The organism is Hyphomicrobium sp. (genome assembly GCF_041674905.1).
GTDB lineage: Bacteria > Pseudomonadota > Alphaproteobacteria > Rhizobiales > Hyphomicrobiaceae > Hyphomicrobium_B.
Window position 1 is genome coordinate 1 of the sequence record NZ_JBAYUV010000026.1, and the last position, 13,497, is coordinate 13,497.

Consider the following 13,497-nt stretch of genomic DNA (forward strand, 5'->3'; position numbering starts at 1 on the left):
ATCGTGCGAGGCGAGCGAGAAGCCTGCGCCAAGCGTATCGAGCGATTGCAGAACCTTGAGCCGTTTTTCTGCGCCTTCCGTCAGCTTCTTGTCCGGCGGCGTCGTGATATAGGCGTAGGCGCGCGTCTTCGATCGGCCGACGCGGCCGCGCAATTGATAAAGCTGCGCCAGTCCGAACATGTCGGAGCGATGCACGATCAGCGTATTCGCGTTCGGCACGTCGAGGCCGGACTCGACGATCGCCGTCGACAGCAGGATGTCGTATTTGCCCTCGTAGAACGCTGTCATCACGTCTTCGAGTTCGGTCGGCGACATCTGTCCCGTGGCGCGGGCGAAGACGAGATCGGGCACGGCCTCGCGCAGGAATTCTGCGATGTCGTCGAGGTCGGAAATGCGCGGCGCGACGTAATAGGTTTGCCCGCCGCGGAAGCGTTCGCGCCTGAGCGCTTCTTTCAGAATGACCGGATCGAACGGCGAGATGAACGTACGCACCGCCATGCGGTCAATGGGAGGCGTGGTGATCAGCGACAGCTCGCGCACACCGGTTAGCGCGAGTTGCAGTGTGCGCGGGATCGGTGTCGCCGACAGAGTCAGCACATGCACATCCTCGCGCATCTTTTTGAGGCGCTCTTTGTGATTGACGCCGAAATGCTGCTCTTCGTCGATGATGAGCAGGCCGAGGCGTTGGAACTCGATCGATTTGCCGAGCAGCGCGTGCGTGCCGACGACGATGTCGATGTCGCCGGACTGGAGCCCGGTTTTGACTTCCGCAAGCCCCTTGGCGCCAACCATACGCGACGCCTGCGCGATCTTGACCGGCAATCCCTGAAAGCGCTGCGTGAAGGTCTTAAAATGCTGGCGCGCCAGAAGCGTCGTTGGCACGACGACGGCAACCTGCAAGCCGTTCATCGCGGCGACGAACGCCGCGCGCAGTGCGACTTCCGTCTTGCCGAAGCCGACGTCGCCGCAGACAAGCCGATCCATCGGCTTGCCTGATGCGAGATCGGCAAGCACGGTGTCGATGCTCGTCGCCTGGTCTTCCGTTTCCTCGTAGGGGAAGCGTGCAACGAATTCGTCGTAGGCGCCGGTCGGTGGTACGAGCGCGGGAGCTTCGCGCAAGGCTCGGAGTGCCGCGATCTTGATGAGCTCGTTGGCGATCTCGCGCAGCCGCTTCTTGAGCTTAGCCTTGCGTGATTGCCATCCAACGCCACCGAGACGATCTAGCTGCGCGTCGCTCTCGTCCGCGCCATAGCGCGAGAGAAGCTCGATATTCTCGACGGGCAGAAACAGCTTGTCGCCGCCCGCGTAATGCAATTCGAGACAATCATGCGGCGCGCCGAGCGCGGTAATCGTCTGCAATCCCGCGAAGCGGCCGATGCCGTGATCGCTGTGCACGACGAGGTCGCCAATCGAAAGCGCCGTTGCTTCCGTCAGAACGTCGGCGGCCTTACGCGCGCGGCGGCGCTGGCGCACGAGACGGTCGCCGAGCACGTCCTGTTCGGCGATGACGACGAAGTCGGGCGTCTCGAAACCTTCCTCGATGCCGAATACCGCAAACGCCGTCGCGTTCGGCTTCAGCGCTTGAGCCTCGGTGAAGCTTTCGACTTTTTCCACGCCCTTCAGGCCGTGATCGGCGAGGAGCGTGATCAACCGCTCACGCGCGCCCGTCGTCCAAGCCGCGAGGATGACACGCCGGGTTTCAGCGTGGATGCGGCGGACGTGACCGACGACGGCGTCGAACACGTTGTTGTCGGGATCGGCGCGCTCCGCCGCGAACGTCCGGCCCCGCCGCCCCTTCATCGCATAGACGTTCGAGGTGCCCGGATCGTCGAACGGGGTCAGCCGCGAAACCGTGCGCGCATCGAGCGCTGACGCCCAGTCCTTGCCATCCAGAAATATCTGGTCCGGCGGCACGGGTTTGTAAGGCGGCGCGCCGAAGCGCTGACCTTCAAGCGAGTCGACGCGCGCTTCGTAGTGCTCGCGAACTTGCTCGAAGCGGCGTTTGACGGCTTCGTCCGCCATGTGATCGAAACTGATGCCGACGCCCGGCAGATAATCGAAAAGCGTTTCGAGCGCGGGATGGAAAAACGGCAGCCAGTGCTCCTGGCCTTGATAGCGCCGCCCGCTGCTGACGGCTTCATACAGCGGATCGTCGCCCGTGTTGCCGCCGAACAGCGCAACATAACGCGTTCTGAAGAGCGCCGTCGCTGCTTCGCCGAACGCGACTTCGCTGACGGGCATCAGCGAGAACTTCGGCACCGGCTTCATCGAGCGTTGCGTTTCCGCGTCGAACGCCTTGATGCTTTCCAGCGTGTCACCGAAAAAGTCGAGACGGATCGGATTGCTGCGGCCTGGCGGATAGAGATCGAGAATGCCGCCGCGCTGCGCATACTCGCCCGGCTCCATCACCGTGCTCGAACGGTCGTAGCCGTAGGATTCGAGGCGACGGATCATCTCCGCCGGATCGATGCGCTGACCCGGAGCGATCGTCTTCACCGCGCCACGAATAAAGCTCCGGGGCGGCACGCGCTGCAGGATGGCGTTGACGGTCGTCAACACGAGCGTCGACTTCTTGCGCCCGCCGATCGCAAGCCTGCCGAGCGTCGTGATGCGGCGCGCGACGATCTCTGCATTTGGGCTCGTGCGGTCGTAGGGAACCGTATCCCACGCCGGAAACGGAACGACGGCGATATCGGGCGCAAAGAATGCGACGGCGGCCTGCAATTCTTCGAGCCGCCGGTCGTCGCGCACGACGTGGAGATGCAGCCCCGGCTGATCGCCGCCATGCGCCGCACGCGTGATGTCCGCAAGGACGCGACCGTCGAACCCTTCCGGGACGCCCGAAAAAATCACACGCGAGCTTTGCAATTGATCCGTCATTGGAAAATATCAGTCTGTCTCAGCGGCGAGCCGGTGAAAAATGCGAATATCGGTCAGCAGATCCTGAAACTCGCCGCTTTCAGGTTCGCCCGAGAAAATCCACGCCTGCAACAGGGGATCGGGAAGGTTCAGGAACCTTTCGAAGTGCTGCAAGGCGTCGTCCGGCCATACTGGAATCCGGGCATCGGCATAGCGCCCGACCAGCAGGTCCATCTCTTTCGTGCCGCGGTGATGCGCGCGGTAGGAGGCGCGCCGCCGCCGCACATCGAGATCGTCCGCCATTGTGAATCCGGGTTGCATGGCAATATGGCCGTGCGGCCCCTCGCGGCTTGACTGGAAAGCGATCAGCCGCCACGGTGTGCCGTCCGTGCGAAGGGTTCCTATAGCGCCCGCCGCCCTTGACGCCTAGCGCGAAGGTCGGTGCTTATTGCCGCGACCCTCGTTCGATCGCTGTGCTCCCCATGATTTCGCACGGCGGGGCGCGAATTTCCTCAATGGCAAGCCGAAGTCGACGATGCGTCCCTCGTTCCTCAACCCGCTGTTCGCGTCGGCGCAGACGATCGCCGGGATCGGGCCGCGGCTCATCCTGCTTTTGAAGAAATGCCTGGCGCTGCCGCCGGGTGTCACCGAGCCACGCGTCGTCGATATGCTTTGGCATATGCCGACCGGCGTCATCGACCGGCGCGCGGAGCCTCAGCTCGCGTCCGCTGTTCCGGGCAGCATCGTGACGCTGCAGCTTCGCGTGCTGAAGCACAAGCCGCCACCGCGCGGCAACCGGAAGGCCCCGTACAAGGTCACCTGCGAGGATGACACGGCGCGGATCGATCTCGTGTTCTTCCATGCCGAAAGAAAGTTCATCGAAAACCAGCTCCCCGAGGGCGAGGTGCGGTTCGTCTCGGGACGGATCGAACGCTATGGCGAAGTGCTGCAGATGGCGCATCCCGATTACATCGTCTCGCCGGACGCGCGCGATGATCTGCCGATGCTCGAGCCGGTCTATCCGTTGACGGCCGGGCTGTCGGGCAAGATCATGGTCAAGGCGGCGCGTCAGGCCATCGACCGTGTTCCCGATGTTCCCGAATGGCAGGAACCGCGCTGGCTCGAAGCGCGCGGCTGGCCGAATTTCAAAACCGCGCTCAACCGGGTTCATCGTCCTGTCGATGCGCAGGATGTCTCGAACGGCGCCGGTCCGTGGCAGCGCCTCGCCTATGACGAGTTACTCGCCGGACAGCTGGCCTTCGCGCTCGTCCGCCAGAATTTGAAGGCCGAGCGCGGACGCCGCCTTTCAGGCGACGGCAATCTCCGACGAAAAATCGCCGACGCGCTTCCCTTCACGTTGACGGGATCGCAGCAGATCGCGCTGGCGGAAATCTCCGACGATCTCGCGGCTCCCCATCGCATGCTGCGCCTGCTGCAAGGCGACGTCGGCTCCGGCAAAACGGTGGTCGCGCTGCTGACGATGGCGGTTGCGATCGAGGCAGGCGCGCAGGCCGCCCTGATGGCGCCGACCGAAGTCCTCGCGCGTCAGCATCTCGAAACCATCGCGCCCCTGGCCGACGCCGCTGGCCTGCGGGTCGCGCTGCTGACAGGCCGCGAAAAGGGTAAGGCGCGCGATGCGATCCTCGAACGTCTCGCATCCGGCGACATCGACATTTTGATCGGCACGCACGCGCTGTTTCAATCCGACGTCGTGTTCAATGACCTCGCGCTCGCCGTCATCGACGAGCAGCATCGCTTCGGCGTGCATCAACGTCTCGCCCTACAAGCGAAAGGCGCGAACAACGATACGAACGTGCTGGTGATGACGGCGACGCCGATCCCGCGCACGCTATTGATGACGCACTACGGCGATCTCGACGTCTCGAAGCTCACGGAAAAACCGGCAGGGCGAAAGCCCATCACAACCAAGGCGCTGCCGCTGGAATCGCTCGAACGGCTGATCGAGCGCATTCGTGCGCAGCTTGCCGAAGGCGCGCAGGTTTATTGGGTCTGTCCGCTGATCGAAAGCTCCGAGCTGACCGACCTTGCCGCCGCCGAAGAACGGTTCGCGCATCTTCGCCAGATTTTCGGCGACGGCGTCGGCCTTCTGCATGGCGCGCTCTCGGGCAAGGAGAAAGACGAGACGATGGCCGCCTTCGCCGAAGGCGCGATCAATATCCTCGTTGCGACGACCGTCATCGAGGTCGGCGTCAACGTGCCGAATGCCAATATCATGGTGATCGAGCACGCCGAACGTTTTGGCCTCGCGCAGTTGCATCAGTTGCGTGGGCGGGTCGGGCGCGGGTCGCGAGAGTCGTTTTGCATGCTCGTTTACAAAGCGCCACTCGGCGAGACGGCCGGGAAGCGCTTGAAGATGATGGAAGAGACAGAGGACGGATTTCAGATCGCCGAAAAAGACCTCGAGCTGCGCGGCGGCGGCGAAATCCTGGGTGCGCGCCAGAGCGGAGCGCCTGGCTTCCGCGTCGCCGAAGTTCCGGGCTACGACACGCTGCTGGCGGCAGCGAGCGATGATGCCGCGCTTGTGCTAGGTAACGATCCCAATCTCACATCGCCGCGCGGGCAAGCGCTGCGCACGCTGCTCTATGTCTTCGAATGCGACGAGGCCGTGCGCCTATTTCGCGCCGCCTAAGCTTTCTTGCCGCGTCCAAACGGGAACCGCGAGCCCGGCATCGAACCCGCTCCGATACGCCGCATTTTATCGTCCATGCTCGGCATCACGATCCCGCCCGACAGGATGATCTTGGCCGCTTCTTCGACGGTCATCGAAAGAAACACGACATTCTCGCGCGGCACGAAGCAGATGAACCCCGTCGGCGGCACGATGCCGGTCGGCATGAAGACCGTCAGCAGATCGCTCGTCCCGCCCGGCGCCACATCCTTGATCTCGCCCGACGTCTCGCCGGTGACGAAGACGAGGCTCCAGATTTCCTTCGACGGGAATTCGATCATTCCCACTTTCTGAAAACTCTGGTTCGGCCCGGCCGTCGAAATCACGCTTTCGAAGATTTGCTTCAGCGCGCCATAGACGTTGCGCACGATCGGCGTGCGCGACAGCATCAGTTCGCCCGACGAGACGAGCGTCCGCCCGAGCAGGTTGGCGGCGAGCGCGCCAATGACCGTCAGGCCGGTGATCGCGACGACGAGGCCGAGCCCGGGCAATGGAAACGGCAGATAGGTGTCGGGATTGAACGTCGTCGGCAGCAGCGGCTTGATCCACGCGTCGACCCAGTGAATCACGCCCCACATGATCCATAGCGTGATGGTAACGGGACCGACGATGACGAGGCCGGTCAGGAAGGCATTTCGGAAGCGCGAGCCGAGCCGCCAGCCGGTTTTACCCTCGCTGCTCGCCAGCCGCTTCAGCCCTTCGGTGAGCTGCGCAGCCTCCGCATCCCCCTGACGGCTGGCACGGCGTTCCGGGTTTGGGTCGGGCGGGGATGCGCTCATAGTCTCCTACTCGGGCCAGCCACCCGATGGAGATCGGGCTTCCCTCAGTTTGTCACGACCAGGCAATCTAGGCCACTGCTCCGGAGCTTGTCGCAAAGCCCCCGAGGTTCCTCCTGCGAAGCATAGCCGTTGATGCGCACCCGATAAAAGGTGCCCATGCTACCGATAACCGCTTCATCGACGGTCGGCACATGATTGGCGAGATCGGACCCGTGCTGGGCGATGAGTTGCTGCGCCAGCGCTTCCGCCTCGGCACGAGAGCGGACGGCGGCAATATGGATCTTGTATTTGCCCTTGCCGACAGCCGCAGGTTTGGTCGCGGTGGCGACTTTTTGAGGCTTGCCCGCCGACTTCGCGGCGCTGCCTTCGTTAACGACCGTTGCGTTGCTCCAGCTGGACGTCTCCGCGACCGCCCCGGTCGAAGACGTGGTGACGCCGGCCGGTGCCTGCGCCTGTGCCTCTGGAGCCGACGACGATCCGCCGAACATGTTGGAGAAGAAGCCCGTCACGCCGGAACCGAAGGAACTCGACTGCGCCGGTGCGGCAGACGGCGTCTGGGCCGCAGGCGCTGGGTTCGATGTGCCGTCGGTGACCGACGACGACGCGAGTGAATTGACCGGCGCATAGGCGGCCCGGGCTCGCGCCGCATCCTGCGCCGCGGAACTCGACGGGTCCTGCCGACTGACCGCCGCGCCGCTGGAATCGCCCGAGGTGTTGTTGGCTGCAGCCTGCGCAATCGCTGCGGCCGATAATCCTGCCGACCCCGTATTGGGACCTGAAGCCGGCGTTGCTGCCGGGATGGAAACCTGCGCCGAAGTTGGGGTGGCCGGGGCCGCATTTGGCGTGCCGACGACCCGCTCCGGACCTTTGCCGCTGTCCTGGATGCCGGCCATCTTGTAAGCCTCGGCACGCTCGGCCGTGGCGGTACTGCGGTCGCCGGCGCTCAATCCGTTCTTCAGCCAGAGAGCGCTCGTCAGGTCCGAGATCGCCAGGCCCGGCTGCTTCTGCTTCTTATAGGCTATCCCGCGCGTATAGAGCGCCTTCGCCATTTCCGTCGACGAAAGCCCGCCCGTGGTCAGTGCATTCGAGAGCTGGTCGATGGCGGGCTGATAGCGGCCGTTGGCGAAATCCTTGAGCCCGGTATCATAGGCTTGGCGCGACGCCTTCTTTTTCTGTTCATCAGGCGACAGCTTGGAATCGTCGCTGTCACCGCTTTGCGATGCGGTGGCCTTGGCTTTTTTTGCGTCCGCGATCGAAGGGGTCGCGATGGCAGCGAACGTAAACGCGCACAGACCCGCGACGGCGGCGAACCCCGCGCCACGCACGAGCTTCCGGACTTGCGTCATGTGCGTTTCTTTCCCCATTCGCGACGACTTTAGGCGCAATACCCCCTTCCCCTTATTGCAACCAGTCGAACTGGGCAATTTCAGGGCCCGGTTCCCGTCACGTTTTCCCCCATCATTCGACTGTGACCGATTTCGCAAGGTTTCGCGGTTGATCGACGTCGGTGCCGATCTGGACGGCCGTGTGATAGGCAATCAATTGAATAGGCACGGCATAAAGCAGCGGCGCGATGAACGAATCGACCTTCGGCATCTGAATGTGCGCTGCGGGGGTGCAGCCGGCCTTGTCGGGCGCCGCGTCTGAAATCAGAATGATCCGTCCACCGCGTGCTGCAACCTCCTGGAGATTCGACACGCTCTTCTCGAACAGGTTGTCTTCCGGCGCGACGACGATGACCGGCACGCTTTCATCGATCAGTGCGATCGGTCCGTGCTTCAGTTCACCCGCCGCATAGCCTTCGGCGTGAATGTAGGAAATCTCTTTGAGCTTGAGCGCCCCTTCGAGCGCGATGGGGAAGCTCGATCCGCGCCCGAGATAAAGAACGTCGCGCGCCTTCGCCAAGTCCTGAGCGACCGCCAGATAGATGTCGTCCTGGCGCAGGATCGCTGCGATGTGCCGGGGCACCTCCGTCAGCGCTGTGACCAGCGCCGTTTCCTGTTCCGCCGTGATCGCGCCGCGCGCTTTCGCGATGGCGATCGTGAGACAGGCGAGAACGGACAGCTGACAAGTGAAAGCCTTCGTCGAGGCGACGCCGATTTCGGGGCCTGCCAGCGTCGGCAACGCCGTGTCGGACTCGCGCGCGATGGTCGACGTCCTGACGTTGACGATCGACGCGATCCGCTGCTTGTTGGCCTTGCAGTAGCGAAGCGTCGCAAGCGTATCCGCCGTCTCGCCCGACTGCGACACGAACACGGCGAGACCGTTCTCCGAGAGCGGCGCTTCGCGATAGCGCATCTCGGATGCGACATCGATATCGACCGGCACCCGCGCATAGCGCTCGATCCAGTATTTGGCGACGAGACCGGCATAATACGCCGTGCCGCAGGCCGAAATGGTCACCCGGCTGACTTGCGCGAGATCGAGACCGAGGTCAGGGAAACGCACCTGCGCCGTCGCCATGTCGAGATAATTGGCGAGCGTGTGCGAGACGACTTCCGGCTGTTCGTTGATCTCCTTGGCCATGAAATGGCGATAGTTGCCCTTGTCGACGAGCAGCGAGCTTGCGACGGCCTTGATAAGCGGACGCTCTGTGCGCGCGCCCTGACGATCATAGATTTCCGCGCCCGAGCGGCGCAGCACCGCCCAGTCGCCCTCCTCGAGGTAGGTGATCGCGTCGGTGAACGGCGCTAGCGCAATGGCGTCGGAACCCAGATACATCTCGCCCGACCCGTGGCCGATCGCGAGCGGCGATCCTTTGCGCGCGGCGATCATCAGATCATCTTCCCCGGCGAAGATAATTCCGAGCGCGAACGCGCCCTGCAAATGATCGAGTGCCCGGCCGACCGCCGCGACGGGATCGTTACCCTGGTTGAGCTCGTCAGTAATCAGATGCACGACGGCTTCGGTATCGGTATCGGTATCGAAACGGTGCCCCTTGGCTTCGAGCCTCGTACGCAGTTCGCGGAAATTCTCGATGATGCCGTTGTGCACGACCGAAACCTTGTCGGTCATGTGCGGATGCGCGTTGCGTTCCGTCGGACGGCCATGCGTCGCCCAGCGCGTGTGGCCGATGCCCGTGCGCCCTGCGAGCGGCTCGGCGAGAAGGCGCTGTTCCAGATTTTTGAGCTTACCCTCGGCGCGCCGACGCTCGAGCCGGCCGCCCTCGACCGTCGCGATGCCTGCGGAATCATAACCGCGATATTCGAGCCGCCTGAGCGCATCGACCAGATTGTTTGCAACGGCCGACTTGCCGAGAATCCCGACGATTCCGCACATAAGATGTCCCCAAGTGATTCACCCTCTGGTTGCACGATGAGGGCGTTCCAAGATCTTCTCAAATCACAGAGTGTTTCCGTTTAACGCATGCAGACGCCGTGCCAACGAAAGCGGGTAACCCGCGTCCATCGTTAATCAATCACATTACTTTGTAGCTTTTCTGCGCGCCATCAGGATGCGGAATTTCTCCGCCCAGCCCGGGCGCTCCTCCTGGGTGCTCCGTTCGAGCGCCAGCGCGCCGGGGCTGACGTTCTTCGTGATAACGCTGCCTGAGCCGACATAGGCGCCCGCCCCGATGGAGATCGGGGCCACCAGCGACGTGTTGGAGCCGATGAACGCGCCCTCCCCGATCTCGGTCTTGTGCTTGGCGTAACCGTCGTAATTGCAGAAGATCGTGCCCGCGCCGACGTTCGCCTTGGCGCCTACCACGCCGTCGCCGAGATAGGCGAGGTGATTGGCCTTGGCGCCGGGACCGAGCGTCGTGTTTTTCACTTCGACGAAATTTCCGATGTGAGCTTCCGCGCCGATCCGGGCGCCCGGCCGGAAGCGCGAGAACGGCCCGATGCGCGCGCCTTTTCCGATCACCGCGCCTTCGAAGTGGCAGAAGCCGAGAATTCTCACGCCCTCCTCCACCGTCACGCCGACGCCGAAAACGACGTGCGGTTCGATGACGACATCGGCCGCGATTTGCGTGTCGAAGCTCAGCCAGACCGTTTCCGGCGCGATCATCGTCACGCCGCCCTCCATGAAGCGGGAGCGCGCGCGCGCCTGCCAGATCGCCTCGGCGGCGGCAAGCTGGTCGCGGGCATTGACGCCTAGAACCTCGTCTTCGCTGCATTCGACGACAGCGGTGCTCAAGCCGCTGCGAACGCCGACTTCAACGGCATCGGTCAGATAGAATTCGCCCTTGGCGTTAGCATTGCCGATGCGCCCCAAGAGATCGGAGATGTTTGGTACGCGGAACGCCATCACGCCCGAGTTGCAGAGATCGATGCCGCGTTCGGCTTCGGAAGCGTCTTTCTCTTCCCGGATAGCGGACAGCGTTCCCTTCTGGTCGGTTAGAAGCCGCCCATAGCCGGACGGGTCTTTCGCTCTGAACCCCAGCACTGCGATGTTGGCGCCCGCATCGAGAGCCGCCCGCAAGCGCGCAACTGTTTCGGGACGAATGAGCGGCGTGTCGGCATAGAGCACGACGACGTCGCCGCTATGCCCATCGAGCGCCGGACGGGCGGCGAGAACTGCATCCGCCGTGCCCAGCTGCGATGCCTGCACGAAGACCCGCGCCCCCGGCGTAACCCGCTGAGCCTCCGCCGCGACGTCGTCCATGCCGGGGCCAATGACCACCGCGACGTCACCCTGCACGTCCGAAACCGTGGCAAGCACGTGCGCCAGCATCGATTGACCGGCAATTTTGTGTAGCACCTTCGGCTCGCTCGATTTCATGCGCGTGCCCTTGCCGGCGGCGAGAACGACGAACAGCGGGTGCGATGCGCTCATGGGAAACCTTGGGCTTGGCCGCGTGCGGCCGTGGGCGTTTCATCCGTGCCGGTCGGGGTGAATGACCTCAGTCGGCGGCGCCAAGCCATAGCGCCCCAAATCCCTTCGCGGCAAGGGAGGCACACGATTTGGCGCGCAGGCGGTGGCTCCAGCTGCATGACCGCGATGATGACATCCATTTTGCTCAGAAGTTTCCGAGCCATGGCCGCTTGGCGGACATCGATGCCACCATCCACAACTTCGATGCAACACACCCTGCCCAGGCATTGCGAACGACGTCCGGGCGACCCAACGTTCTCAGTGCGGCGAAATTGATTCGGCTAGCAAATCACGCCGCGCAGCATTCGGGACCCCACTCGGAACTTAGGACACCACACCTCATGACCAAGCCCGCCATTGATAAGCCGGTTCGTAGGCCTGCGATTTTGACGCCCTACGCCGCTCTGTGGTCAACGCTCGGGACGCTTGGCCTAGTCTATCTCGGCGTCGCGGTATTCCAGCCCGACTGGCTCAGCAGTCTGACGCCCGCCAGCGCGCGTATCGAACATAGCGCCGAGACGCAAGCCACGCTCATGAAGCTCAGCGCTGACGTCGATGGGCTGAAGTCGTCGATGGCCAACCTCCAGCTCGATGTCTCGGGCGTGAAGTCGGACGTCGAGAACCAGGCGCAGCACACGCAAGCTCTTGGTTCGCAAGTCACCGCGCTGGACGACAAGATGCGTTTGGCGGAGGCGCCACCGGCGACGGCAGCAGCTCCGCAGCAGCAAACCGGGACCGACGTGATCGGAGCAGCCGACGATACGCCGGCCGGCCTCGATCTCTCCAGCGATCAGGCGCGGCCTCAGACCAAGATCATCAACGCGTCGCCCGAGAGATCGCAGATCGTCACCGGCAGCGTCGACAAATCGTCGGCGCACGCGAAGCCGAAGGCGAGCGCCGCCAACAGCGATGAGATCAGCTTTGGTCCTGCCGTCGTGAAGCCGGTGAAAAAGCCGATCGGCATTGCGCTTGCGTCGAGCGCCAGCGTCGAAGGGCTTCGCTTGAACTGGAGCCAGCTTGCGCAACAGCACGGCGACAAGCTGAAAAAGCTGAAGGCCCGCTATACGACCAACGGCGACCCGGCGAACCCGAACTTCAATCTGATCGCAGGACCGGTGAAGACGAAGGCCGAAGCGGTGAAGCTCTGCAACGATCTGCAGGCGCAGGCCGTTTCCTGCACGGTTGAGGACTTCACCGGCAACGCGCTGTAAGCCGAAAACAGAGCGGCGCTTTGAACACAAAAAACCGGCGAGCCTCGCGGCGCGCCGGTTTTTTTATGTGATCTCTCTCTTGACGATCCGGAACGGGCGAGCCGGATCTCAGTAGCTCGACGTGTTGAACGTATCGCACGCGTCCATGCGCCCGGATTCAAATCCGGCCTTGAACCAGTGCACGCGCTGGGCGGCGGTGCCGTGCGTAAAAGCATCCGGAACGACGCGGCCCGTCATCTTCTTCTGGATCATGTCATCGCCGATCTGCGAGGCCGCGTTCAATGCTTCCTCGATATCGCCAGGCTGCAGTCGCTTTTTCATCTGATCGTTGAGGTTCGCCCAGACGCCCGCCAGGCAGTCGGCCTGTAATTCGGTCCGCACCTGAATCTGATTGGCGGACACCTCGTCGTCGGCGCGCTGCTTCAGCTCCTGCACCTTATCGAGAATGCCGAGCTGCTTCTGAACGTGATGGCCGACTTCATGCGCGATGACGTAGGCCTGCGCGAAGTCACCGCTGACGTTGAACCTGCGTTTCAGCTCGTCGTAAAACGCGAGGTCGACATAGACCTTCTGATCGAGCGGACAATAGAACGGTCCCATGGCCGCCTGACCGGCGCCGCACGCCGTTCGCGTAACGCCCGAATAGATGACGAGCGTCGGATCGGGATAATTCCGGCCGAAGCTCTTGAACACGGATGTCCACACGTCCTCGGTATCGGCGAGCACCCGGCTGATGAATGCCTTCTCGTCGTTTTCGCCGGCCGCCTGCGTTTGCGGCGAGCCCGGTAATCCCGGAATGTTGTTGGTCGGTGCGCGTTGCGCCGGTCGCTCCGATTGCGGCAGCTGAGGCATGTTGATCTGGCCGCCCGAGCCGAACAGCACGTCGAGCGGGTTGATGCCCATGAACATCATGAGCGCGCCGATGATCAGCAGCGTCGTGATGCTGAACCCGCCGCCCCCGCCAAGCGGAATCCGCATTCCGCCGCCCGGAAATCGGAGGCCGCCGCCGCTATCATCTCCGCGACGATCTTCAACATTCGAACTTTCACGGTCGTTCTGGTCGTAGCGCATGGCGGCCCTATCGTTGATGTTCGCGTTACGGGTTAAACAGCGCCGCAGAAATCAACCTGCGCTTCATAACGCC

The 13,497-nt window shown here is 63.2% G+C and carries 9 protein-coding genes; 2 read left to right on the plus strand and 7 right to left on the minus strand.

Annotated features, from left to right (window positions below):
• Both mfd and WC026_RS11330 read right to left on the minus strand, forming a co-directional pair.
• The coding region (gene mfd, locus WC026_RS11325; protein ID WP_372711064.1) for a transcription-repair coupling factor at nt 1–2,880 on the minus strand (2,880 nt) is incomplete at its 3' end.
• Between the two features lie 9 nt (nt 2,881–2,889).
• Nucleotides 2,890–3,162 carry a succinate dehydrogenase assembly factor 2 gene (locus WC026_RS11330; protein WP_372711065.1) on the minus strand — a complete coding sequence of 91 codons (273 nt, stop codon included), beginning with the start codon at nt 3,160–3,162 and terminating at the stop codon, nt 2,890–2,892.
• Between the two features lie 232 nt (nt 3,163–3,394).
• Here WC026_RS11330 and recG point away from each other — a divergent pair, with 232 nt between their 5' ends.
• Nucleotides 3,395–5,509, plus strand: a complete 2,115-nt coding sequence (recG, locus tag WC026_RS11335) for an ATP-dependent DNA helicase RecG (protein ID WP_372711066.1) — start codon at nt 3,395–3,397, stop codon at nt 5,507–5,509.
• On the opposite strand, the gene WC026_RS11340 is transcribed toward recG, so the two are convergent.
• The 4 genes from WC026_RS11340 to glmU all read right to left on the minus strand — a co-directional run bounded on the left by WC026_RS11340 (nt 5,506) and on the right by glmU (nt 11,103).
• Nucleotides 5,506–6,327 (minus strand): DUF502 domain-containing protein, encoded by an 822-nt coding sequence (locus tag WC026_RS11340; RefSeq protein WP_372711067.1) that lies wholly within the window; start codon nt 6,325–6,327, stop codon nt 5,506–5,508. The two genes, recG and WC026_RS11340, sit on opposite strands and share 4 nt — an antisense overlap.
• A gap of 44 nt (nt 6,328–6,371) precedes the next feature.
• Complete coding sequence (locus WC026_RS11345) at nt 6,372–7,673, minus strand: SPOR domain-containing protein (RefSeq protein ID WP_372711068.1); 1,302 nt, start codon at nt 7,671–7,673, stop codon at nt 6,372–6,374.
• Nucleotides 7,674–7,785: 112 nt separating this feature from the next.
• Nucleotides 7,786–9,606 (minus strand): glutamine--fructose-6-phosphate transaminase (isomerizing), encoded by a 1,821-nt coding sequence (gene glmS, locus WC026_RS11350; protein ID WP_372711069.1) that lies wholly within the window; start codon nt 9,604–9,606, stop codon nt 7,786–7,788.
• Between the two features lie 144 nt (nt 9,607–9,750).
• On the minus strand, nt 9,751–11,103 hold the full coding sequence (gene glmU, locus WC026_RS11355; RefSeq protein WP_372711070.1) for a bifunctional UDP-N-acetylglucosamine diphosphorylase/glucosamine-1-phosphate N-acetyltransferase GlmU: 1,353 nt from the start codon (nt 11,101–11,103) through the stop codon (nt 9,751–9,753).
• 380 nt (nt 11,104–11,483) lie between these two features.
• On the opposite strand from glmU, the gene WC026_RS11360 reads away from it, so the two are divergent.
• On the plus strand, nt 11,484–12,353 hold the full coding sequence (locus WC026_RS11360) for an SPOR domain-containing protein (RefSeq protein WP_372711071.1): 870 nt from the start codon (nt 11,484–11,486) through the stop codon (nt 12,351–12,353).
• Nucleotides 12,354–12,461: 108 nt separating this feature from the next.
• On the opposite strand, the gene WC026_RS11365 is transcribed toward WC026_RS11360, so the two are convergent.
• Nucleotides 12,462–13,424: a neutral zinc metallopeptidase gene (locus tag WC026_RS11365; RefSeq protein WP_372711072.1), complete on the minus strand. Its 963-nt coding sequence runs from the start codon at nt 13,422–13,424 to the stop codon at nt 12,462–12,464.
• Nucleotides 13,425–13,497: the final 73 nt, after the last annotated feature.

What these genes read in the sequence shown, in the direction of transcription:
- WC026_RS11330 (WP_372711065.1), bottom strand. Translation starts at nt 3,162, where the DNA reads ATGGCGGACGATCTCGATGTGCGGCGGCGGCGCGCCTCCTACCGCGCG.
- recG (WP_372711066.1), top strand. Translation starts at nt 3,395, where the DNA reads ATGCGTCCCTCGTTCCTCAACCCGCTGTTCGCGTCGGCGCAGACGATC.
- WC026_RS11340 (WP_372711067.1), bottom strand. Translation starts at nt 6,327, where the DNA reads ATGAGCGCATCCCCGCCCGACCCAAACCCGGAACGCCGTGCCAGCCGT.
- WC026_RS11345 (WP_372711068.1), bottom strand. Translation starts at nt 7,673, where the DNA reads ATGACGCAAGTCCGGAAGCTCGTGCGTGGCGCGGGGTTCGCCGCCGTC.
- glmS (WP_372711069.1), bottom strand. Translation starts at nt 9,606, where the DNA reads ATGTGCGGAATCGTCGGGATTCTCGGCAAGTCGGCCGTTGCAAACAAT.
- glmU (WP_372711070.1), bottom strand. Translation starts at nt 11,103, where the DNA reads ATGAGCGCATCGCACCCGCTGTTCGTCGTTCTCGCCGCCGGCAAGGGC.
- WC026_RS11360 (WP_372711071.1), top strand. Translation starts at nt 11,484, where the DNA reads ATGACCAAGCCCGCCATTGATAAGCCGGTTCGTAGGCCTGCGATTTTG.
- WC026_RS11365 (WP_372711072.1), bottom strand. Translation starts at nt 13,424, where the DNA reads ATGCGCTACGACCAGAACGACCGTGAAAGTTCGAATGTTGAAGATCGT.